The organism is Kitasatospora sp. NRRL B-11411, from assembly GCF_000721345.1.
Lineage (GTDB): Bacteria > Actinomycetota > Actinomycetes > Streptomycetales > Streptomycetaceae > Kitasatospora > Kitasatospora cineracea.
Genome location: NZ_JOGH01000009.1, coordinates 95,312 through 115,800, shown reverse-complemented (window position 1 = coordinate 115,800; position 20,489 = coordinate 95,312). Strand labels below are relative to the sequence as shown.

The 20,489-nt window shown below is 69.3% G+C and carries 23 protein-coding genes; 13 read left to right on the top strand and 10 right to left on the bottom strand.

Going from position 1 to position 20,489, the window contains the following annotated elements; genetic code table 11:
* The first annotated feature begins 71 nt into the window (after positions 1–71).
* Positions 72–455 carry a helix-turn-helix domain-containing protein gene (locus tag IH44_RS43605; protein ID WP_063759559.1) on the top strand — a complete coding sequence of 128 codons (384 nt, stop codon included), beginning with the start codon at positions 72–74 and terminating at the stop codon, positions 453–455.
* The gene (locus IH44_RS0106905) at positions 452–1,309 is read left to right on the top strand and encodes a hypothetical protein (protein WP_030458518.1); all 858 of its coding nucleotides are present in this window, start codon (positions 452–454) and stop codon (positions 1,307–1,309) included. The genes IH44_RS43605 and IH44_RS0106905 overlap by 4 nt, the downstream gene beginning before the upstream one ends.
* Here IH44_RS0106905 and IH44_RS0106900 read toward each other — a convergent pair.
* The 3 genes from IH44_RS0106900 to IH44_RS47165 all read right to left on the bottom strand — a co-directional run bounded on the left by IH44_RS0106900 (position 1,297) and on the right by IH44_RS47165 (position 3,535).
* Positions 1,297–2,076, bottom strand: coding sequence for an aldo/keto reductase (locus IH44_RS0106900; protein WP_232794848.1), 780 nt, complete (start codon positions 2,074–2,076; stop codon positions 1,297–1,299). The two genes, IH44_RS0106905 and IH44_RS0106900, sit on opposite strands and share 13 nt — an antisense overlap.
* A gap of 8 nt (positions 2,077–2,084) precedes the next feature.
* Entirely contained in the window at positions 2,085–3,284 is a 1,200-nt protein-coding gene (locus IH44_RS0106895) for a JmjC domain-containing protein (protein WP_030458516.1), read from the bottom strand.
* A gap of 80 nt (positions 3,285–3,364) precedes the next feature.
* On the bottom strand, positions 3,365–3,535 hold the full coding sequence (locus IH44_RS47165; RefSeq protein WP_198544954.1) for a hypothetical protein: 171 nt from the start codon (positions 3,533–3,535) through the stop codon (positions 3,365–3,367).
* A 332-nt stretch (positions 3,536–3,867) separates the two neighbouring features.
* Between IH44_RS47165 and IH44_RS0106885 the strand changes: the two genes are divergently transcribed.
* On the top strand, positions 3,868–4,680 hold the full coding sequence (locus tag IH44_RS0106885) for an aminoglycoside phosphotransferase family protein (RefSeq protein ID WP_232794847.1): 813 nt from the start codon (positions 3,868–3,870) through the stop codon (positions 4,678–4,680).
* A gap of 88 nt (positions 4,681–4,768) precedes the next feature.
* The gene (locus tag IH44_RS0106880) at positions 4,769–5,203 is read left to right on the top strand and encodes an NUDIX domain-containing protein (RefSeq protein WP_030458514.1); all 435 of its coding nucleotides are present in this window, start codon (positions 4,769–4,771) and stop codon (positions 5,201–5,203) included.
* An 88-nt stretch (positions 5,204–5,291) separates the two neighbouring features.
* On the opposite strand, the gene IH44_RS0106875 is transcribed toward IH44_RS0106880, so the two are convergent.
* Positions 5,292–5,603, bottom strand: coding sequence for a DUF397 domain-containing protein (locus tag IH44_RS0106875; RefSeq protein WP_232794846.1), 312 nt, complete (start codon positions 5,601–5,603; stop codon positions 5,292–5,294).
* Positions 5,600–6,457, bottom strand: coding sequence for a helix-turn-helix transcriptional regulator (locus IH44_RS46300; RefSeq protein WP_030458512.1), 858 nt, complete (start codon positions 6,455–6,457; stop codon positions 5,600–5,602). The genes IH44_RS0106875 and IH44_RS46300 overlap by 4 nt, the downstream gene beginning before the upstream one ends.
* Before the next feature lie 199 nt (positions 6,458–6,656).
* On the opposite strand from IH44_RS46300, the gene IH44_RS46295 reads away from it, so the two are divergent.
* The 6 genes from IH44_RS46295 (at position 6,657) to IH44_RS45210 (ending at position 12,560) form a co-directional block, all read left to right on the top strand.
* Positions 6,657–7,070, top strand: coding sequence for an ATP-binding protein (locus IH44_RS46295; protein WP_051816632.1), 414 nt, complete (start codon positions 6,657–6,659; stop codon positions 7,068–7,070).
* 106 nt (positions 7,071–7,176) lie between these two features.
* Positions 7,177–8,130 carry a hypothetical protein gene (locus tag IH44_RS0106860; protein ID WP_030458510.1) on the top strand — a complete coding sequence of 318 codons (954 nt, stop codon included), beginning with the start codon at positions 7,177–7,179 and terminating at the stop codon, positions 8,128–8,130.
* Positions 8,127–9,554 carry an FAD-dependent monooxygenase gene (locus IH44_RS0106855; RefSeq protein WP_030458509.1) on the top strand — a complete coding sequence of 476 codons (1,428 nt, stop codon included), beginning with the start codon at positions 8,127–8,129 and terminating at the stop codon, positions 9,552–9,554. The genes IH44_RS0106860 and IH44_RS0106855 overlap by 4 nt, the downstream gene beginning before the upstream one ends.
* The gene (locus tag IH44_RS0106850) at positions 9,551–10,336 is read left to right on the top strand and encodes a nucleotidyltransferase domain-containing protein (protein WP_030458508.1); all 786 of its coding nucleotides are present in this window, start codon (positions 9,551–9,553) and stop codon (positions 10,334–10,336) included. Before IH44_RS0106855 ends, IH44_RS0106850 begins: the two co-directional genes overlap by 4 nt.
* Entirely contained in the window at positions 10,333–11,448 is a 1,116-nt protein-coding gene (locus IH44_RS0106845; RefSeq protein ID WP_030458507.1) for a radical SAM protein, read from the top strand. The genes IH44_RS0106850 and IH44_RS0106845 overlap by 4 nt, the downstream gene beginning before the upstream one ends.
* Before the next feature lie 17 nt (positions 11,449–11,465).
* Entirely contained in the window at positions 11,466–12,560 is a 1,095-nt protein-coding gene (locus tag IH44_RS45210; RefSeq protein ID WP_030458506.1) for a radical SAM protein, read from the top strand.
* 57 nt (positions 12,561–12,617) lie between these two features.
* On the opposite strand, the gene gltX is transcribed toward IH44_RS45210, so the two are convergent.
* Positions 12,618–13,979, bottom strand: coding sequence for a glutamate--tRNA ligase (gene gltX / locus IH44_RS0106835; protein ID WP_030458505.1), 1,362 nt, complete (start codon positions 13,977–13,979; stop codon positions 12,618–12,620).
* Between the two features lie 250 nt (positions 13,980–14,229).
* Between gltX and IH44_RS49630 the strand changes: the two genes are divergently transcribed.
* Together IH44_RS49630 and IH44_RS0106825 are read left to right on the top strand one after the other, a co-directional pair.
* Positions 14,230–14,649: a GNAT family N-acetyltransferase gene (locus tag IH44_RS49630; protein WP_051816631.1), complete on the top strand. Its 420-nt coding sequence runs from the start codon at positions 14,230–14,232 to the stop codon at positions 14,647–14,649.
* A gap of 194 nt (positions 14,650–14,843) precedes the next feature.
* Positions 14,844–15,713, top strand: a complete 870-nt coding sequence (locus IH44_RS0106825) for a hypothetical protein (RefSeq protein ID WP_232794845.1) — start codon at positions 14,844–14,846, stop codon at positions 15,711–15,713.
* A gap of 118 nt (positions 15,714–15,831) precedes the next feature.
* Here IH44_RS0106825 and IH44_RS0106820 read toward each other — a convergent pair whose 3' ends face one another.
* From IH44_RS0106820 to IH44_RS0106805, 4 genes are all read right to left on the bottom strand, one after another.
* On the bottom strand, positions 15,832–17,016 hold the full coding sequence (locus IH44_RS0106820) for a cytochrome P450 (RefSeq protein ID WP_030458502.1): 1,185 nt from the start codon (positions 17,014–17,016) through the stop codon (positions 15,832–15,834).
* A gap of 11 nt (positions 17,017–17,027) precedes the next feature.
* Positions 17,028–18,272 (bottom strand): MAB_1171c family putative transporter, encoded by a 1,245-nt coding sequence (locus tag IH44_RS0106815; RefSeq protein WP_030458501.1) that lies wholly within the window; start codon positions 18,270–18,272, stop codon positions 17,028–17,030.
* A gap of 20 nt (positions 18,273–18,292) precedes the next feature.
* Positions 18,293–18,793, bottom strand: a complete 501-nt coding sequence (locus IH44_RS0106810; RefSeq protein WP_030458500.1) for an ImmA/IrrE family metallo-endopeptidase — start codon at positions 18,791–18,793, stop codon at positions 18,293–18,295.
* 489 nt (positions 18,794–19,282) lie between these two features.
* A complete protein-coding gene (locus tag IH44_RS0106805) occupies positions 19,283–19,747 on the bottom strand; it encodes a helix-turn-helix transcriptional regulator (protein ID WP_157852167.1) in 465 nt (154 codons plus the stop codon).
* Positions 19,748–20,075: 328 nt separating this feature from the next.
* On the opposite strand from IH44_RS0106805, the gene IH44_RS0106800 reads away from it, so the two are divergent.
* The gene (locus IH44_RS0106800) at positions 20,076–20,411 is read left to right on the top strand and encodes a hypothetical protein (RefSeq protein ID WP_030458498.1); all 336 of its coding nucleotides are present in this window, start codon (positions 20,076–20,078) and stop codon (positions 20,409–20,411) included.
* Positions 20,412–20,489 lie beyond the last annotated feature (78 nt).

Here is a 20,489-nt window from a genome sequence, read left to right as displayed (position 1 = left end):
TCTGCGGCCCCTGCGCGCCGGAGCTCTCCGGGCCGCCGGTCGTTCCTGCCGCGGTTTGGCAGGACAGGGCGGTGCGCGACTTCCTCGCGGAGTTCGACTTCGGGAAATTGAGCGGCCGCCTGCGCGAGCTCGCCCGGCTCCGTCAGGACGAGCTCGCGGAGATCACCGGGCTGACGCAGGGCTTCCTCTCCCGGCTTGAGGGCGGGAGGGCGCGGTTGACGCACATCGACCGGATCGTCCAGTACCTGGAGGCGGTCGGAGCTCCACCGGACTTGATCCGGCTTCCCCTCCGTGGCGCGGGAGCACCGCCCCTGTCGGAAAATTCCGGCCGTCCAGCCGCAGAGCAGCGTCGGGAACAGGTTCGGCCGACCTCGTCGACCAGCCGAACGGCTGTGGGGGTACCGGTTGTGAAGGCGCTCTCTGTTCCCGGTGGCCTGCTACGGTCGCGGGCATGACGCTTGCTGCCGCGGACGGCCGGTCGGTGGACCTTCGGAAAGAGCCCGTCGACCAGGTCCTGGAGCTGGTCGAGCAGCGGCTCGGTACGGCCCTGGACAGGAGCACGGTCGTCCGCAAGCGCCGTACGGTCGGAGCCCGGAGCGGCCGTTCGACCTGGGTGCGGGTGGAGCGCCGACCGTGGAGCCGAGCCGTCGAGCAGGGCTGGGCCGGCACCGAGGCCGCGGCCGTGCTGACCGGCGTCGCCATGCCGCGCTGGGCCGGATCGGTCGTGTGGGCGGAGCCGGACGACGGGGCGATCTGGCGGGCGGACGAGACCTCCCTTCTTCCCTCCCCGCCGGTGGGCACGGCAGTCCTGGCGTCGGCTCCCGCTCTCCTCGAAGGCTGGTGGGCCGCGCTGAACGCCTCGCTCGACGCGCTCGCGGCGCAGCCCACGACCCGGGTGGCGACACCGGACACCGAGGTGATCACCCAGCAACACGTCGACGAGGTGATCCGGGCCGCGTTCCCGGCGGCGGTGAACACGGACGTGACCTCATGGCACCCGGCGCACGCGGACCTGAACTGGGCCAACGTCACCAGCCCCGAGTTCTGCCTGTTCGACTGGGAGGACTGGGGGCTGGCACCGCGGGGCCTGGACTCCGCGACACTGCTGGTCGCGTCCCTCGCGGTCCCGGCACTCGCCGAGCGCGTCCGGCGCGAGCGCCGGGCTGACCTGGAGAGCCGGGACGGCAAGCTGATGACGCTGTTCACATTGGCGAAGATCGCCGGACCCCACGCCCACCCGGACGACCCTCGGGTCGAACCCGCCCGCGCCGAGGCACAGCAGCTGATCCGCGACCTTCAACGGGAGTGATCAGCCCGCTCGACCAGCAACTCCCGGTACCGCCGGATGAGTTCGCGGTCGACCGCGAGCCCGGTGGCGTCGACCAGCTCGCGCAGGTGGTCGGGCCGGTCGGTTCCCACCGCGACCGCCCCGACCCCGGGGACCTCGAAGGCGACCCGGAACGCCGCCTGCACCGCACTCGCCCCGGCCGACTCCCCGGCCAGGAAGATCCGGGGGGCGCTCCTGCCCCAGGGAGCGTCCGCCGGACCGCCTCCGAAGGGGCTCATGCCCCAGCGCTGTTCAGGCCGGATACCCCACTGCGCGGCGAGGGACTCGGCGGCGGCGAGGACCTCGTGACCGACGAGCAGACCGGCCCGCACCAGCAGCACCTCGGGAGCGAAGGGCAGCTGCCCCCCGAGCCCCACCAGGACGCGCGGGTTCCACGAGGCGATCCCCCAGGCGCCGCAGCCGCCGGCCCTGGCCGTCTCGGCGAGCACCTCGCAGGCGGAGGCCAACTGCTCCCGGCCCTGCTCGTCGACAGCGAGCGACGCCTCGGGGTTGTGCAGGAGCAAGACGTCCGGCTCCCGGCCGAGGTCCCGCGCGCACTGCCCGAGCGCCCCCTTCAGTTCCTCCGGGGCGAGGCTGTGCCGGGTGCCGCCCGCGGCGGGGAAGTAGCCGACCTTGGTGGAGACCGTGAACCGGGCCAGCAGGTCCCTGCCGAAGCCGGCGAGCGTGGCGTGGGAGGTGAATCCCCGGTAGTTGAACGCGGTGTCGAGAGCGGTGACCCCGCAGTCCAACGCCGCGGTCAGGACGTGGCGTTCGTGACGAGACCGGTGTAGCCCGAGGACAACTCGTCGGTCAGCGGCGCGCAAACCTTCTCCTTCACCAGCAGGGCGGCCACCTCGTGCACCTCGGTGCCCACGACCGTCTCGGCATCGGACAGGACCACCGGGTGTCCGCCGAGCAGGACGCGCAGGGCCGCCTCCGCCTTGGCATCGAAGACGAGCCGCTGCCCGGCTGCGAGCACCTCCACCCCGCTGTCGGTGGCACGGATCTCGGGGCGGAAGTTCGTGGTGCACACTGCTCCGGTGAGCGGCCCGAAGACGTCCAAGTGTGGGATCTGCCGGGCCGGACCGGCGGCGCGCTCGTACGCGGTGAGGAACTCCGCAGGTAGACGCTCGGCCGCCAACGCCTGCACCGCGGTGACCAGTTCGCTGTAGTCGGTGCCCGGGGTGCGGTCGAGGTCGTGCCGGAAGACCTCGCGGTCACGGCACCAGTCCGCCAGCCACGCCATCCAGCTGGCACCGGTGCGCTTGGTGATGCCGAACGTGACGTGCAGGGAGTGCCCGGCCTCCCCGTGCCCGGCCCTGGTCGCCTGGTGCCAGTGCCCGCGCGGGATGTGCATCACCTCGCCGGCGCGCAGCACGCCCGACCACAGCACGTCCTCGGGCGGCGTGGCGTTGGGGTCGGAGTCCCGGTACATCGGCGCCACGCGCGAGGTCCCGCGGACCTCCCAGCCCTTCTCGCCCGCCAGCTGCAGCACGAGGACGTCGTGATCGTCCCAGTGCAGCGGGAAGCCCTGCGCCTCGCCGGTGGTCCAGTAGACGTTCACCTGGACGCGCTCGCCGCTCCACCACTGCAGCGCACGGCACGCCACCTCCAAGGTGGGGTCCGCGACGTTCGCCTGGTCGAGGATCAGCGTCGCGCCCTCGCCGAGCAGGCGCCCCAGCGCGTTCATGTTGACCATGGAGATGCTCTGCCCCCGGGGGCTGACGCTGTCCGTGTAGTACACCGCCGGGTGGACTTCCACCTGCTTCTGGAACACCCGGAACTGCGGCCGCTGCAGGCTCCGCCGCATCACCAGGTCGAGCAACCGCTGCGGAGTGAGCAGCCGCTCCCCGAGGTTCGCACTCCCCGTGCTGCCGCGCGCGAACCGCTCCCCGATTGCCCCCGGCCCCCTCCACCCCAGCGCCGCTTCGACCGCGCCGATCAACCCGTGCTCCACCCGAACCTCCCCTTGGTCTGCTTCCCCGGACGCAACCGGTCGGCGGGCGAGCGGAGGACGCCCGCCCGCCGACCGGCTGTTCACGCGCTCTCGTGCAGGTTGCCGTCGCCACCCGGCCACGGGTCGTCGCCGCCGCTGCCCGCATTGTCCGACCGGAGGCTGTCGTACCGGTCGTGGACGGCACTCAGCTCCTCGACCGCGAGCAGCAGCCCGCTGCCTTGCTCGGCCGGGTTCGTCGGTTTGTTCGTCACGTCTCGCTCCTTCCTTGCCTCCGAACCGGGGCCGGAGGCGATCGGGAAGCGGAGCCCACCCGCATGACGGCCTGACCGTGCCTGGACTGCATACGGGATGGCCTCACGCTGGGCGCCCATCATCACCCCCAACCGCGCGCGGCCATATTCCTTGATGAATATCGAGCTCTGCCCAGTGCAGAACTACGGGACACCAGATACTGGTTCACGGTCGTCCTGTGGGACGACCGCGACTTCCGCACAGGTATGCCCTTGGGCAGCCGTGCCGCCGGAGCCCGATCGGTTCAGGAGCGTGGTCCGTGCAGTCACCTGACGAACCAACCAAGGTGCGGATGCAGGCCGCGCACGCGACCGCCGCCACCCGTCTCCGCGTGACCTGCACTGGTCACCCCGTCTGGGGCTTCGCTGGAAGCACCATCGGCCGCCGCGCTGGCGCCCACTGGCTGCGCGTCGCCGCCACCTCACCGACCAGCACTCGGACGCCCGGACACGGCATCACCGGAGCCGAAGCACTCCTCCCGGCCAGCATCCCCCGGCCGCGCCTGCACGGCACCCACGACTGGACGGACGGAGGCCACGGCTACCAGGCCGACCTCCTCGACTACATCACCAACCCGATCGTCTCCTCCCGCCCCAATCTGACCACCAACCCCCGCCTTCCCGACCTCTGGTGGTACAGCCTTCGCCGCGCCGTCGAGGACCTGGCCGCCGTCGACGGCGTCCGGACCACCGTCCGGAACACCTGGATCGAGAGGGCGTTCCCGCAGTTCCTCGGTATCCCCGCGCCGACGACGATTCACCGGGCGACCGGCCACGGAGATCTCCACTGGGCCAACCTCACCGGTCCAACGCTGACCATCATCGACTGGGAACGCTGGGGTTGTGTCCCGTTCGGCTTTGACGTCGGGCTGCTCCATGCCAACAGCCTCCTCGACTCCGACACCGCCGTCCGCGTTCGGTACGAGTTCCGCGACATCCTCGACACCCCGGCCGGCCGGATCGGTGAACTGTCGGCCCTTGCCGAGATGCTCCAAGCCGTGGCACGTGGCTGGTACCCAGAACTAGCCGCCCCGCTTGCGCGTCGAGCGCACGAGTTAACAGGGGTCATGCCTCCGGTGGGCGCCAGATCCGAACTGTCTGGATAGGGGTTTACGCGCCGATCGTTCCCTGGTGCACATCGACGGCGGCTGGATGCCCCACTGCCCGAGCCCGACAACCACGGGAGAAGTACAGATGAAGCAGCGCGTCCGCGCCGTCCTGCTCACCGACCACGCCACCATGCTCGTCATCAACCGCACCCGCCCCGGCATTCCCCCGTACCAGGTCTTCGTCGGTGGCGGCGTCGAAGACGAGGACACCAGCCGCGAAGCCGCCCTGCTTCGCGAGATCCGCGAGGAGATTGCTGGCGAGGCCACCGACCTGCGTCCGTTCCGCGAGTGGAAGAGCGACAAGGGTGAGATCGAGTACTTCTACAGCGCCCGCATCGCCACCTGGAACTTCGACGACCGAACTGGACCGGAGTTTTCCCGCGACGATCGCGGCGAGTACTTCCTCGAAGAAGTCCCGCTCACGGCCGACGCAGTCGGTGCGCTGAACCTGATGCCCCCGCAGATCAAGGCCGCGATCCTGGACGCTCTCGACGAGGGCACCCTGTTCATCCCGGTGTAGCAGCAGCCCCAACAGGGCCGTCGGGCGGGTTGCAACAGCTCTCGCCCGATTCAGCTCTCTGCAGAGTCACTACGCGCGCCATCGCGAGTCAGAGCTGCTGGCTGGCAGCAGCCTGGCGCTGCGGGGCGGTCGCTGCCTTGCGGTCGAACAAGCCGTTCTTCGCCCCGGCGATGAAGGCCGTCCATTCGTCCTCGGAGTAGAGCTGAGGGGAGTGGTGAGGGTTGAGGGAATCGCGGGTGGCCACCAGTCCGTGGTCGAGGAAGGCGACCTCCACGCAGTTGGAGCCGCCGGTGCTGTTGCTGAACCACTTCGCGTGTTCCAGCTGGTGTTCGATCCAGGCCGGGTCGAGGTCGTTCTTCTGGTCGGCGGTGACGGTGCTGTCGGTGGTAGGGCGGTTCACGTTAGATCCTTGGCGATTCGGGCGAGGAGTTCCAGCGATTCCTTCGGCGGCAGCGCGTCCGTCTTGAGGTGGTCGCTGATGGTGCGGTAGTCCGCGACGGCGGCAGGGTCGGTGAGGTGGAGAGCGGCCTTCATCCCTTCGATCGTGACGGAATGGCGGCCGGTGGGGAAGGTCCAGGCCATGAAGGGGCCATCGAATCCGGCGTGTGCGCCGTGCGACAGAGGGATGACCTGGATGACGAGGTTCGGGTGGGCGCGGACGAGGTCGATCAGGTGGAGGACCTGTGCGCGGGCTGTGGCCCGGCCGCCGACCTCCTGGCGCAGCTGGCCCTCCGTCAGGACCGCCCAGATCGGCAGGGGCGTCTTGCGGGTGAAGGCGGTGTGTCGGCAGTTGCGGCGCACTGTGATGAACCGCTGGACGTCCTCTTCGCCCTTCGACGGTCGGCCGGCGAGGATCACCTGCCGTTCGTATTCGTCGTATTGCAGCAGGCCGTGGACTCCCACGGGTGACCAGATGAAGAGGCCGTCGGCGATCTCCAGGTTGACGAGGTAGTCGCCGAGGGGGTCGTCCGCGGTCCCGGGGTACTCCTGGTGCCAGTTGGGGTTGTGCGCGTTGCGTACGAGGTCGCGCCAGATGTCCTGAACCTTCGGATCGGTGATCTTCAGGACTTCGAAGAAGTGCGGTAGTTGCTGCAGCTTGATGCCCTGCGTGCCGTTCTCGATCTTCGAGATCGTGGACGCGCTGCCGTAACCCAGTTGGGCAGCCGCTTCTTCGACACTCCAGTTGAGGCGGCGACGGGCGTGCCGGACCTCCGTGCCGAGTTTGCGTCGCCGCGGTGTCGGCTCGACGGCCACCTGTGCACCTCCCCTTCCTGGGACAGGGTAGCGGTTGGTCCCGAAGGCGCATATGCCCATCTCACCGAAAAGGACAGAGTTTCCTTTCCGACACTCTTGCCGTAACGGCCTGCTGCCCCCATCATCTTGGGAGCGGAAAGTGTCAAAGCAGGTACAGAACGCAACCGCAATACAGGTGCCCACGCGCCTCAGGAGGGTCATGTTCGTCACGGGGACCGAACCAACCAGGCGATACCACGCGCTCCTCGCAGGTCTTCGGCCCGACGACGTCCGTGTTCTTCGCGGCATCACGCGCCTGCACCTGCAGCTCTGGGACAAGAAGGACCTGGAGGAGTTGGCGGCTCTCGGCGTAAGCGAGTTGCTCACCAACGTCCTCAAGCACGCTGCGACCGACAGCTGCGAGCTGCTCGTGTGCGAGACCGATGCCGGCGTCGTGGTCGAGGTCACCGATCGCTGCAACACCCTGCCTGTGATCAAGGATCCGACCGACGACGGCGTCGACGGTCGGGGGCTGCACATGCTCGCCGGAATGGCCGCGAGCATCGACTTCTGCCCGCTGACCACAGGAAAGTGCGTCCGCCTCACGCTGTCCTCTGCCGAACACCAGAGGTAGGCCGCCAACCGTGTCAACCCGCGTCGCCAGACACCGAGCTGCGGCGCGGCTCATGCGACCCCGGGCGCGCGTCCTGTCAGCGCCTGCGAACAGAACGGAGGGATTCATGGCCCGGACCGCCGATCCACCGCGCGACGAAGGGTTCGGTCCGGCAGGCACAGCGGGCCGGATCGCCTGGTGCTCCTTCAACGACGCCACCACCCACACCTGGGAGGAGCTGGGGGCCTCGTTCCGGCCGGCTGAAAGCGGATCCGGCGGTTCGACGACCGGACTGTTGCTGCAGACCTGCCATCGCGTCGAGTGGTACGAAGCGGAGCCCGCGACGGCTGCCGTCGCCCCGCTCCCCATCCGCCTCGCCCGCAGGATCACCGGGCATGAAGCCGCAGCCTCCCGGCTGGCACGGATCGCCGCGGGAACGATGTCCCTGATCCTGGGGGAGCAGTTCGTGTTCCAGCAGGTCCGCACGGCCTTCGACCGGTTGCCGGGCGGCCATCCCCTCAGGTCCGTCGGCGACGAGGTGCTCCTGCTCGCCAGCCAGGCCCGGGACCGGTTCGGCCTGCACGCCGGCCTGGACTACCGCCACCTCGCCCGCACGCTGCTGGGGGCATCCGTCGTCCACCCCGACAACCTGGTCGTCGTCGGCGGCGGCATGCTCGCCCGGGCCGTCGCGGAAGAACTCGGCAGTGACCGACGGGTCTTCGTCCTGACGCGCAGCCCCAAGAAACTCCGCCGGGTCCTGCCGGACGCCAGCGGCCGAGCGACCGTCCTGCGCATCACGGAACTGCCGGACACCGTGAAGCGCAGTGGATACGACCTGGTGCTCGCGACATCCGGACTCACCCCGATGTACCGCGAACACATCGCGCGCCTCGTGGACGACGGTTCCCGCCACCAGGTCGTCGACCTGTGCGCGACACCGGTCCTGCGCGACCGCCCGAACTACCAGCACCTGCACCACCCGGCCGTCACCCACCTCATCGAGGACGCCAACCGGCCGACCGTCGAGGCCGCCCGCGCGGCCTCCTCCTGGATCGAGAACCATTACGGAGGCCGCAGTTGACCACGACCGTCGACACGCTGGTGATCGGCGCAGGCCCCGCGGGGCTGGTCGCCGCCGATCGCCTCGCCGAGAACGGCACGCGGGTTCTCCTCGTCGACGCCGGGCGCCCTTACCAGCGTCGCGCCTGCCCGGTGGACCTCATGCGCACCTGCAACGGCTGCAAGGGCATCTGCAACGTGATCTCCGGTTTCGGAGGCTCCATCCACTACGGAGACGGGGTCAAGCTCTCGCAGTTCCCCAGCGGCAGGCGCCTCGCCGAACTCCTCGGCACCGAACGGGCCGACGCCCTCGCCGACCAGGCCGTGCGGCGACTGTGCGGTACGGAGCAGCCGGTTTTCCGCGGAGCCGTTCCCACCACCGGGCCCTTCAAGATCAAGGACTATCCGGTGGCCTCGCTCAGCGCGGACCAAGTCCGCGCACTGATCGAACGGCTCCACAGCCGCATCACCGCTGCCCCGAACACCGAGTTACGGATGCAGACCCAGATCACGTCCCTGCACCCGCTCGGGCAGGGGTGGCGGGCCGAGACCGCAGGACAGGCCGGCACCAGCGAGACGGTGCACGCGAGTTCGGTGGTCGTCGCGGTCGGACGACGCGGCCAACGCTGGTGGCAGCAGGCGCTGCGCCGCCTCGAACTCTCCCACTGGGCGCCCGCACCCTCTGTGGGAGTCCGTTTCGAGGCCCCGACGGCACTGCTGCGGCGCGGGTCCGACATCCACGAGGACTTCAAGACCACCATCGTCACCAACGGCGTGAAGATCAAGACGTTCTGCTACTGCGTCGGACCGGGCGGCGGCCGGATCAAGTTCACGGACTACGGCGACCACACGCTCCTCGACGGCCACGTCATCCCCGAGGCGAAGACGGGCAGCACCGCGAACTTCGCCCTGCTGGCACAGCTTCGGGCCCCCGACGGTGCTCCGCGCACTACCGCCTGGGTGGAGGAGAACCTCCTCGTGCCGTACCGGAAGCTGAGGACCGATCGGCCGGGAAAGCCCGTCCTCCAGTGGTACCCCGACTTCCGCAGCCGCTCCCTCGCCTGCACCGGCCTGGAGCAGTTCGCCGAACTCAGCGGCTTCCGTCCCTCGCTCCGCGACTACCAGGTCGCCGACCTCGCGGGCATCCTGCCCCAGGACATCCACACCGCTCTGTGCGACGCCTTCGAAGACCTGATGACCTACTTCAACGGCACCCACCTGAGCGGCCACGCCGCCGCGCAGGTCGCCGTGATCGGCCTCGAACTGGAGAACCTCTGGGACGAGTTGAGCCTCACCGACAGCCTTGAGACCACGGCCCCGGGTCTGTACGCGGCCGGCGACTGCACCGGGCTGGCCCAGGGCATCCTCCAAGCAGCCGTCGGCGGCCTCGCCGCAGCCGAGGCCATCATCGGCAGCCCCCACGACGCCACCGGGCTGGCCTCATGACCGGCGCCCAGGCCGTTCTGGCGGCCAGCCGAGCCACCGCCGAGATCTTCGGCGACGACCTCCTGTGCTCGTTCGTCGGCGGCTCGTACGCGCGCGGCAGCAACAAACCGACCAGTGACATCGACCTGTTCGTCGTCACCGCCCGCAGCAACCACGGCAGGGAACGGCTCCTCGCCGAACGGCTGCGCGACCTCCACCTGGCCGCCGGCCTCGACTTCGACCACTGCGGAGAGATCCTCACCCTCGACACCCTCGACACCCTGCTGGCCTTCACGGAGCACTGCATCGCGGCCGTGCCAGCCATTCAGAGGTCCGCCTGCTACCTTGCCGACTGCCCGCTGTCGGTGTTCCGCAAGGGCGACGTGGTCTTCAAGTTCCTCGCCGACCCGAAGACCGCTGTCCACGACCCTGCCGGCCTGCTTCCCGCGCTCGAAGCCCGAGCCGCGGCCTACTTCTCCGCCTGGCCGATGCCCAGGATCCAGCCGCACAAGGGCCTGTTACGCCTGCCGTCCGGCAGCCCGCAGCAACAGCTCGCCGACCTGTGGCGCAACCGGGACTCCGCCGACGACTGGACCGACACCCCAGTCGGAATCGGCCTGGAACGCTGGTTCGGCACCGAGCTGCCCGCCCGATCCGAAGCCCTGCGCCCGGCCGGACCTGTCACCGTCGCGCCGCCCGACGGCACCACCTGCCCGCTGCCCGCAGCCGGCACCACCCTGGCCCAACTCCTGGCCGCACAGTGCCTCGCCTTCCTCCACTCCGAACCGGAAGGACACCGATGACCACCGTCTCCCTCGGCATGCCCACCCCGCGGCTGCCGATCTACCGCCAGACCCGCGAGCGGTTCGTCTTCCTCTACCCGACCACCGCCTGCAGCCTGCGCTGCAAGACCTGCTACGTCGGCAACGACCGCCTCAACGCCGCCAACACCATGAGCGTCGAGACCGCCGTCAAGATCATGGACTACTTCCGGATCACTGGCGGCCACGACAAGCTCTACCTCCTCGGCGGCGAGCCCACCATGCACCCCGAGCTGCCCGCCATCGTCAGCGAGGGCCGCAAGCGCGGCTACCAGGTCACCATCAGCAGCAACGGCGACTTCGACGACGACCTGTTCGACAAGATCCCGCCCAGCGCCCTGAACAGCTTCAACTTCTCCCTCGAGAGCGCCGACCCGCGCATCCACCGCAAGATCCGCGGCAACCCCACCAACTACGACAAGGTCGTCCGCCACATCCGCCAGGCGCGCGAACTCGGCTACCAGGTCCGCGTGATGTGCACCGTCTCGCAGACCAACCGAGCAGGAGCCCTCGACCTCATCCCCTTCCTCGCCGAACTCGGCGCCCACACCCTCAGCTACCACAACCTCGGCAAGACGGGGAACGGCGCCCGCTTCCTCCAACCGCTCAGCCCCACCGAGTGGATGGACTTCTGCGCCGAGATCGAAGCCTTCCCGCCCGAGCCGCGCCTGGCGGTCTACTACCCGCCGACCTTCGTCAAGGCCGACGACCAGGCCGCCTGGTTCGACCGAGGCTACCCCGGCTGCCCCGCCCGCACCCTCGACCGCCCGCACGTCTACCCCGACGGCACCGTTTTCGCCTGCCCCGTCTTCATGGACAACGGCCGGCACTACGCCACCTTCGACGGCGATCGGCTCGTCCTGAACCCCGACCCGAACAACGAGCTCAACGCCTACCTCGCCGCCGACCCCGTGTGCACCGGTTGCCCCAACACCGACACCTGCGGCGGCGGCTGCCCCGCGTACTCCCAGATCCCCGCCTACCAGGACGACGGCTTCTACTCCTGCGACCGCGACACCACGCCGCTGTGCATCCTGTGGACGGTCTCCGCTTGGGGCGCCCGCGAAAACGACTCGCTGCACGCCCTGCGCTGACCAAGGAGACCACCACCGTGACCGACACCCTCGAACACGCCGCCGCACACGCCACCGCGGCCAAGGAACCGTTCCTGTTCCTCTACATCACCGAGAAGTGCCAACTGCGCTGCAAGCACTGCTACATGGGCGACCGCCTCGACCGCGAGCGGCGCATGACCCCCGCCATGGTCGAGGACATCCTCTCCAGCCTCCGCGTCGCCTACGGCCAGTACAAGGTCTACCTGCTGGGCGGCGAGCCGACCACCCACCCCCAGTTCGGCGAGATCCTCGACATCTGCAAGACCCAGGGCTACAAGGCCGTCCTGACCTCCAACGGCCTCATCGCCCCGAAGACCTGGCCGTTGCTGAAGGGCCGCCTCGACTCCTTCTCCTTCTCCATGGACGGCGCCCGCCAGGAGACCCACGAGCAGATGCGAGGAGAGAAGACCTGGCGCCCCCTGCTCGCGAGCATGAAGCGCGCCGTCGCCGACGGCTTCCAGACCCGCGCCATCTTCACCGTCACCACCGCCAACAGGGACGACGTGTTCGAGGCCATCGACCTCGCCGACTCCATCGGCCTGGAGATGCTCTCGTTCCACTACTTCACCCCCACCGGCCTGGGCCTGGACAAGCCCCACTTCCAGATCCCGCCGGACGAATGGGTGCAGCTGTGCGCGCAGATCCGCGAAGCCGCCGCCGGCCGCCGCGTGCGCGTCTTCTACCCGCCCGCGTTCGCCAACCCCGACCAGCTCCCCGCCCTGCGGGCCGCCGGATACGGCGGCTGCACCGCCCGCAACCTCGAACGCCTCGCCATCTTCCCGGACGGCCGGGTCTACATCTGCTCCGCGTTCTTCGACACCGACCTCCACTACGGCGAGTTCCGCGACGGGGCGATCCGCCCCCGTCTCCAGGACGGGATCAGCGAACTCACCCTCGTCAACACGATCTCGGCGAACTGCCGCAGCTGCCCGCACAGCTCCACCTGCGGGGGCGGTTGCGCGGCCTACGACCACCTGCAGAAGACCCTCATCAGCAGCGACTGCGACCGCACCACGATCCCGGTCTGCCCGCTGTGGTCGATGCCCGCCGAGCCGGAGGGAACCGAGCACCGCCTCGTCGACCTGCGCTGAAGTACCCGAAGACGAGCAACAGCCAGCCCGCCCTGCAGCAGGGCGGGCTGGCCGGCATCACGCAAGCTCTGCCAGCGCCTTGTCCAGCCGCACCAGAGTCCGCTCGCGGCCGAGGACCTCCATCGACTCGAATAGCGGAAGCCCCACCGTTCGGCCGGTCACCGCCACGCGGATCGGCGCCTGGGCCTTGCCCAGCTTCAGACCGAAGACCGCCGCGGTCTCCTCCAGACCGGCCTTGAGCGAGGCTGCGTCCCACGGACCTTCGGCCAGACGCCGCCGCGCTTCCCGGAGCAGGTCCGCCGCCCCGTCCTTCATGGTCTTCGTCCACGATGGCTCGTGCCGCACCGGCTCGTCCAGGAACAGGAAGTCGACGTACTCGGTGATCTCCGACAGCACCGAGATCCGCGTCTGCGCCAGGCCCGCCACCGCGGCGAACTGCGCGGGATCGAACGCCTCCGCAGTCCACGGAGCCCGAGGCGAAGACAGCCACGGCGCGCAGGCCGCCACGAACTCGTCGAGCGAAAGCGCCCGAAGGTACTCGCCGTTGAACGCGGCCAGCTTCTTGACGTCGAAGAACGCAGAGGAGCCGTTCACGTCCTCCACACGGAACAACTGCTCCAGCTCGGGGTACGGACGGATTTCGACATCGTCCTTCGGACCCCAGCCCAGCAGCATCAGATAGTTGACCATCGCCTCCGGCAGGTAGCCCTCGGCCAGGTAGTCCTCCAGGGCCACTTTGTCGCGCCGCTTGGACAACTTTTGCCGCTGCCCGTTCACGATGACCGGCAGGTGTGCCCACACCGGCGGCTCGGCACCCAGAGCACGCCACAGCAACTGCTGCTTGGGGGTGTTCGACAGGTGCTCCTCACCGCGGATCACCTGCGTGATGCCCTCGTCGAGGTCGTCGACTACGTTGGCCAGCAGAAAGACAGGGCTGCCGTTGCCGCGGGCGATCACGAAGTCCTCGATGGCCGCGTTGGGGAACTCGGGCTCGCCCCGGATGAGGTCGACCACCACGGTGGTCCCGTCGTCAGGGGTGCGGAACCGCAAGGCCCGGCCTTCCTCGAAGTCCAGGCCCCGATCGCGGCAGAACCCGTCGTAGCCGAGCTGCTGGGAGCCAGTGCGCTCGGCAACGAGGTCGCGCGTGCAATCGCAGTAGTACGCGAGGCCGGCCTCGTACAGCCCGGCGGCGGCCTCGCGGTGCCGAGCCTCGTTCTCCGACTGGAAGTAGGGGCCTTCGAACGCCGGATCAGCCTTCGAGATCCCGATCGACGCGAGCGCGCTGATGATCCCCTCGGTCCACTCCTCGCGGTTGCGCGCCGCGTCAGTGTCCTCGATCCGCAGGACGAACTTGCCGCCACGCTGTCGTGCCGTCGCCCAGTTGTAGAGAGCCGAGCGGGCACCACCGACGTGGAACATGCCCGTGGGACTCGGAGCAAAGCGGACGCGAACAGGCACAGGAGCAGCAGTCATGGAAACACGTTAGCGGCGCGGGCTGGCGCGAAGTTGCCGTTCACACTGATCGGTGTTGACCTGATGGTTGGCGGTAGACGCCGCCTCGGCACTCCGAGGCGAAGTGCAAGGTCACCTGATCGAAGGACGAGGCGATGTGGCAGTACGGAGAGCGACAGGGCAGGACGCGCTGCCGATAGCCCGCATCCGCGCGGAAATGATCACGGCACCTCCCGCAGGCCCCTGGTTCGAGGAGCTCACTGCATACCTGGCAGACGGGCTTGACCGCGCTGAGGACATGGCGGCATTCGTCGTCGACGGTCCGACCGGACAGCCGATATCGGCCGCACTCGGAAGCATCTACCGGGCACCGCCGGGGCCGACATACAGCGGGCGCACAGGGTACGTCCACCTCGTACTAACGGCACCGCACCACCGCCACCAAGGGTTCGGCAGAGCGGTCACCTCCAGCCTGCTCGCCTGGTTCTGGGAGGAGGGCTGCAGTCTGGTCGCTCTGACCGCGAGCGCCGATGGCGAGCAACTGTACCGGTCGCTTGGTTTTCGGCAGAACGATCGGTCGATGAGGCTCCTCGGCCCCGAGGTACCAGGCCGCTCGGGGCTCGGCCGGCGAGCATGACACCAGGTCGGGCTCTGTGATCAAGGTCGCTCTGTATGAGCTTCACTTGCGCGGGCTTCCTGGCTATGGTCCGTCGTCCCTCGGCTTGGAGTGGCCCGGCTGAGGTTTCGAGGAGGCCCTCCCTGCGTATCCACCGCAGCCCGCACCCGTCCAACTTCGTGATCGTTCCCAACGCCCTGGCGCAAAACCGCTCCATGAGCTACACGGCCCGCGGGCTGCTGGTGGACCTCCTGTCCCGCCCGGACGACTGGCGCGAGACGTGTCGGCAGATGGCGGACTCGAGCCCGCAGGGGCGCAAGACCTTGGCGGCGGCCCTGGATGAGCTGCGGGCCTGGGGGTACTACCGCGTGGAGGTCATCCGTCTGCCGAACGGCCGGGTCCGTTCCGAGGCGCACGTTTTCGACCGCCCGCAGACGGGGCTGCTGCCGGGTGCCACTGCGCCGGGCTCCGGTGAGTCGGAGTGCGGTGATCGTGGCGTCCTTCCAAAGGACCTGGTGAAAGAACCCTCCCTCCCCTCCGACGAGGACCCGGCACCGCTCGCGGACGCGAGCCCGGCCGACGAGGAGGGCGGGCGGGAGGAGAGCGTTCCCGAACAGACTCCCCAGCTCCGCCGTGCTGTGCCTCCAGAGCGCCCGGAGGACCTCGACGAGGAGTCGCTCGCGGCGGTGAACGTCCTGCTGAGAGCAGTACGGCCGGAGCGGAGGCTGCCGCTGGGTGTCGCCGAGGCGGCGGCGCTCGCTCCGCTGGTTCGGGAGTGGATGGATCGCGGGGCCTCGCAGGACGAGCTGCGGCAGGCGCTGCTCGCAGGGCTGCCCGAGGTGGTGCACTCCCCGATCGCGGTGGTGCGGTCGAGGTTGGAGCGGAAGAAGCCCGCCGGGCGGTCCGCCGCTCTGCGACAGCGGCTGGCGGAGTGCGAGCTGTGCCGCGACCCGCTGCCCGAGCCGGGGCTGTGCGGGAGTTGCCGAGGCGCTGGCCGGAACGACGTCGCCCAGGAGCATGGTGCCCAGGTGACCGCGCGCGGCATGGCCAAGGTGCGTGCGGCGATGGCGAGTTCGCGGCGCTGAAGCCCGCTGTGCGCCCGTGTCCACCAGGGTGGCCCCGATGGACCGGGCGACAGCGTTCGGGCCCGTGTCGGCCCGCCGTGGGCCGCTGTGGTCACACGGGCGGGGCGGCGGCAGCGGGCTACAGCCGGACGGGTAGTGCTTCCAGGCCGCGTACGAGCCGGGAGTGCCGCCAGGGCAACTGCTCGGCTGGCTCGGCCAGGCGCATGCCGGGGAAGCGCTCCAGCATCAGGCGCAGGACGATCTCGACCTCGGCTTGGGCCAAGGGCGCGCCGAGACACCGGTGGATGCCGTGACCGAACGCCAGGTGCGCTCGGGCGTCGGGCCGACCGAGGTCGAGCCGGTCCGGGTCGGCGAAGCGGCCCGGGTCGCGGTTGGCGGCGCCGGGGCTGACGAAGACCGGGCTGCCTGCCGGCACCTCCGCGTCACCGATCCGTGAGTCCGCCGGTGCCCACCGCCAGGTCGCGATGCTGACCGGGGAGTCGTAGCGCAGCAGTTCGTCGACGGCTCCCGCGATCCGGTTCGGATCGGCGTGCAGCAGCGCGAGCTGCTCGGGGTGTTGGAGCAGAGCCAGGACGCTGTTTCCGATCGCTGCGGTCGTCGTCTCGTGGCCGGCGACCAGGAGCAGTACCGATAGGGAGACCAGCTCCAGTTCGCTGAGCTGGTCGCCGTCCTCGTCGCGGACGGCGACCAGCGCGGACAGCAGTGCCGCGTCGGGTTCCCGGCGCTTGGCCGCTGCGAGGCCGCCCATGTAGTCGGCCAGCGCGTGGGAGGCGGCGTCGATCCGCTCGTGGTCGCCGGTGGCGAGCAGGTCCGACGACCAACGGCGGATCCTCTCACGGTCGGCGGCGGGGACGCCGAGGAGCTGGCAGATCACAGTGACCGGCAGCGGTACGGCCAGCCCCTCCATCAGGTCCACCCGGTCGCCGGGACACCAGCCGTCGACCAGTTCCTCGGCGAGAGCGAGCACTGCCGGACGCAGCTGCTGGACGCGGGCCGGGGTGAAGGCCCGGGTGACCAGGCGGCGCAGCCGCGTGTGGTCGGGCGGGTCGCTGTTGAGCATGGTGCTGGCCAGCGCCGGGTGCAGCGCCCTCCCGGAAGGACGGTCGGCGAAGAACGCAGTGGTGTCCTTCGACAGCCGGGGGTCGGCGAGTGCGGCCCGGGCCTGGTTGTACCCGGTGACCACGGTCGCGGTCCCCGAGCTGCCACCCAGGGGCACCTGCGCGACGGGGCACCTCTGCCGCAGCGCGGCGTAGACGGGGTAGCGGTCGCGGTAGAAGGCGGGGTCGGAGAAGGGGCTGGCCATGGTGCTCGCTCCTATGCCGCGTCCAACGCGGGGGGCTGGTGCGCTGCGGCGATGCGGTGAACGATCTCGTTCGAGGTGTACTGCTCGGCCACCAACCGTAGCCAGACAGCCTCCTTCCCCAGGTCCGCCTCGCGGGCGGAGCCCTGGTCGGCCAGCGGCGCGGGGTCGTATTGGGCGCGAGCGCCCCAGCGAGCGGCCTGGATGGCGCCAGCGACAACCGTTGCTTCGACCACGGCGTCCGCCTCGATGCCGGTGATGCCGGCGTCGGCCACGGCTTCCTCGGCGGCCCTCTTCACCGCCCGGGAGCGGTACTCCTCAAGGCTGAGGATGCCGTCGGCGATCTCGACGGTGCGGCGGTGCAGGACGAGGTCGGGTTCCGCGTCGTCGCCGAGGGTGGCCAGTACGACGTCGGGGTCCACCGAGGTGAGGTCCTGCCACAGGGGAGCCATGATCTGGGCGGTCTGCCGCTGCCAAGCGGTGAGCCTGCGCTTGGCCAGCGGCCACAGCATCGCGGGCACGGTCAGTCCAGCGGTGATCAGCAGCACGCCGGTCAACGGGGCCGTGAAGCTGAAAGCACAGCGGTAGGGGGTCACCGGGGAGGTGCACCGCGGGCCTCCCGGGAAGAGTTCGACGTGGGCGAGGCTCGCGGCGGAGTTCACGACCTTGTAGAGCAGGTAGACGAGGACGAAGGAGCATCCGCTTGCAACGGCCTTGAGTCCGATCTTGTGGACACGCCAGTCGGTCTCGGTGCTGCGCCGCCAGGTCTGTACGAGGGCGTCGTAGGTGGCGTGCCCCATGAAGGCGACGTAGGCGATGGTGTACACCGCGAGCGTGACGGGCGCCTGGCCCCAGTGGGTGTTGGTGAAGGGGCTGCTCCACCGCCGGTCGGCGGGGGTGGAGAAGAACGCCGCGCTCATCACCGCGACGGTCAAGGCCAGCAGCCGCAGCCGGGGCCGGAGCTTGGCTCGGGCCGGCGCGGGGTCGTGGTTGAGGGCGAAGAGGAAGCCGACGACGGCGAGGCTCGCGCACAGCATCAAGGCGTTGCTGATCAGCTTGGCGAGGTCACGGGTTACGAGGTCGGCGGCGTCCTGGACCAGGGGGTTGAAGCCGATGATGGCGATCGCCCAGGCGACGAGCAGTACGGCCGTCGCGACGGCGTTGGAAGGTCTGGGCACCCCGTCGGGGCGGGGGCGCATCCAGAAGGCGGCAGCCGCGAGCAGTAGGGCGGGCAGGCCGAAGGTGATGAGGGAGATCACGGTGGCGCTGTTCTCTCGTCTTAGGTGTACATGGCAGCCCACCGCTCGGAGGCGGCGGCGGGGCGGGTTGAGGGAGTCTTGCGTTCGCGGACCATCCGCGAGACCAGCAGAGAGCCGAGGAACTCGGCCTCTTGCTCCTCGGGGGTGTTGTAGGAGGTGCGCGCCGAGATGCCGAGCGCGCCCATCCAGTCGATCTCGGACGCGAGTTGGGCGTCCGTCTTGAAGTCGGCCCGGTTCACGGTGCCGGCATGGTCGAACAAGATGTGGCCCAGTTCGTGGGCGATGATCTGCAGGCGCAGAAGTGGTGGCGCGCTCTGCTCGTAGAAGACGACCTCGCGATCGTCGTAGCGCTGGCGCAGGCCGCAGCCGTCGCTTTCCTGCATCGCCTTGGGCTGGCACTCGATGCGCCGGCCAACGCGGGCGGAGACCGCCTCGATCAGTTCGGCCTCTGTGAACCGATGAGGCAGGTCAAGGTGCAGCAGAAGGTCCTCGCAAGCGGTGCGCAGCGATTCGGCATGCACGATCCCCTCCCAAGAAAATGATCATGAACTTGCCACCCGGATTCCGAGTCGGACTTGGCGGCTCGGTGCGATGGCAACGTGAGGATGTTAAGCACATCGCATAAAGATCGTTTAGGTCTTTTGCCTGCCCGGGTGTCCGAATATTGGACGGTGTGGGGTTGCGTGGTTACTCAACGTCGCGCCTGGTCGGCTTGTGACCTGTGGTGATATCGGAAGCCACCGGGGATGTCACGGACAGTCTCCGGATCTTTCACTACCGAAAGTAATAAGTCGGGATCATGTCAAAGGGGAGGGTGATATGCATCACTCTCTTCCCCTTGTTGGATTCCTTCCCGCTATCTCCTGGGTGGATTCATTTCCCTGTGCCAAGGGATGGAGCTATCACATTTTGGGAGGGGGGGGAATTCCTGATGGGCAATCAGGAATGCGCCCCGGTGGATCTCCGCGCGTAGAATTTTCGTCACGCTCCGGCCGGTTGCCGAAGAGGGCTCAGGGCGTCGGCTCGCCCGGCTCCTCCACTGGAGGCAGGCCCTGCGAGCTGCGTGCCATGTCGATCGACTCCCTCACGAAGCGCAGGCCGCGGGCGTCGAGCCCCTTGCTGCGCAGGGCGATCGACTGGACACCGGCGTCCTCCATGGCGCGCTGGAGGTCGCGGCCGGCGATCTCCTTGCCCGGGTCGTCCGAGACCCAGTACGTAGGAGGGACGTCGAAGAATGCTGCGATCTTCATGAGGGTGTCGATCGTGGGGTTGGTCTTGTCCCCTCGTCGCATGCCCCGGAGCAGGGTGTCGCTGATCCCGGTGCCGGCGGAGACCTCGCCGACGGTGTACGGGCCGCGGTTGTCGGGGTGGCGCTCCTCGAAGAGGCGGTCGAGGCGCTCGGCAATCTGCGCAAGGCCCTTGTCCTTGTCTGCCTGTCCGCCCATCGCACTGCCCTCCGTGTCGGATCGTCCCACGGGCGCACTTTAGTACCCAACAGTGCTCGGATGCACGCCAGGGCCAGAACTTTAGTGTCCCATTCTGGCGAACTCTGGTGTACGTTGATCTCGCCGAAGGGAAACTAGAGTGCAGAATCCCTGGTGGGGGGCGTATCGTGCCTGCTCATCTGGGGGATGCCATCGCTGGCGCGCCGGTCATGCCGGTAGGGCAGCGGCTTCGGCCGCCCTCGGCGGAGGGCCCAGGAGTTGGCGCTCCCGGACCTCTCCGCATGCGAGGACGTCGATCACGTCCGACGCCGGCCTCCGCCTCTCACAACGCGGCCGGACATCAGCCCAGGAGTCTCGCATGTCCTCCTCGATCCGCACAACCGGGGCCGGTGACGGCCGCCTGGTCGCCACCACCTCCGTGGCCTTCGCCGAGATCCTCGCCAGGCTCGCTCCCGGCGCCGCCTCCGTGCGCCTGAACAGTGCCGCAGAGAGCGGCCTGCCGCGCACGGCCGAGGCGTACGACGCGCACGGCCGACACGTCCCCCAGCCGCTGGCGATCCGCCAGGCGATGGCCCGCTGGATCAGCACCGCTTTCCCGCTCGACCGCGGATGCCCCCACCGCCTCGACCTGGCCACCGGGGAGCTGACCGCTCTCGCTGCCGCCGGCGGCGGGGACCTCCCGCTGGCAGCCTGAGCCTTCACCTTCACCACGTCCGACGACGGGCCGGCTCGCCGCCCCCGGACGGCCGCGCCGCGCAGGCACACCCGAGCC

What these genes read in the sequence shown, in the direction of transcription:
- IH44_RS0106800 (WP_030458498.1), top strand. Translation starts at nt 20,076, where the DNA reads ATGTCCTCCTCGATCCGCACAACCGGGGCCGGTGACGGCCGCCTGGTC.
- IH44_RS0106850 (WP_030458508.1), top strand. Translation starts at nt 9,551, where the DNA reads ATGACCGGCGCCCAGGCCGTTCTGGCGGCCAGCCGAGCCACCGCCGAG.
- IH44_RS46295 (WP_051816632.1), top strand. Translation starts at nt 6,657, where the DNA reads ATGTTCGTCACGGGGACCGAACCAACCAGGCGATACCACGCGCTCCTC.
- IH44_RS0106860 (WP_030458510.1), top strand. Translation starts at nt 7,177, where the DNA reads ATGGCCCGGACCGCCGATCCACCGCGCGACGAAGGGTTCGGTCCGGCA.
- IH44_RS0106905 (WP_030458518.1), top strand. Translation starts at nt 452, where the DNA reads ATGACGCTTGCTGCCGCGGACGGCCGGTCGGTGGACCTTCGGAAAGAG.
- gltX (WP_030458505.1), bottom strand. Translation starts at nt 13,979, where the DNA reads ATGTTCCACGTCGGTGGTGCCCGCTCGGCTCTCTACAACTGGGCGACG.
- IH44_RS0106845 (WP_030458507.1), top strand. Translation starts at nt 10,333, where the DNA reads ATGACCACCGTCTCCCTCGGCATGCCCACCCCGCGGCTGCCGATCTAC.
- IH44_RS0106880 (WP_030458514.1), top strand. Translation starts at nt 4,769, where the DNA reads ATGAAGCAGCGCGTCCGCGCCGTCCTGCTCACCGACCACGCCACCATG.
- IH44_RS0106885 (WP_232794847.1), top strand. Translation starts at nt 3,868, where the DNA reads ATGCAGGCCGCGCACGCGACCGCCGCCACCCGTCTCCGCGTGACCTGC.
- IH44_RS49630 (WP_051816631.1), top strand. Translation starts at nt 14,230, where the DNA reads ATGATCACGGCACCTCCCGCAGGCCCCTGGTTCGAGGAGCTCACTGCA.
- IH44_RS0106820 (WP_030458502.1), bottom strand. Translation starts at nt 17,016, where the DNA reads ATGGCCAGCCCCTTCTCCGACCCCGCCTTCTACCGCGACCGCTACCCC.
- IH44_RS0106825 (WP_232794845.1), top strand. Translation starts at nt 14,844, where the DNA reads ATGAGCTACACGGCCCGCGGGCTGCTGGTGGACCTCCTGTCCCGCCCG.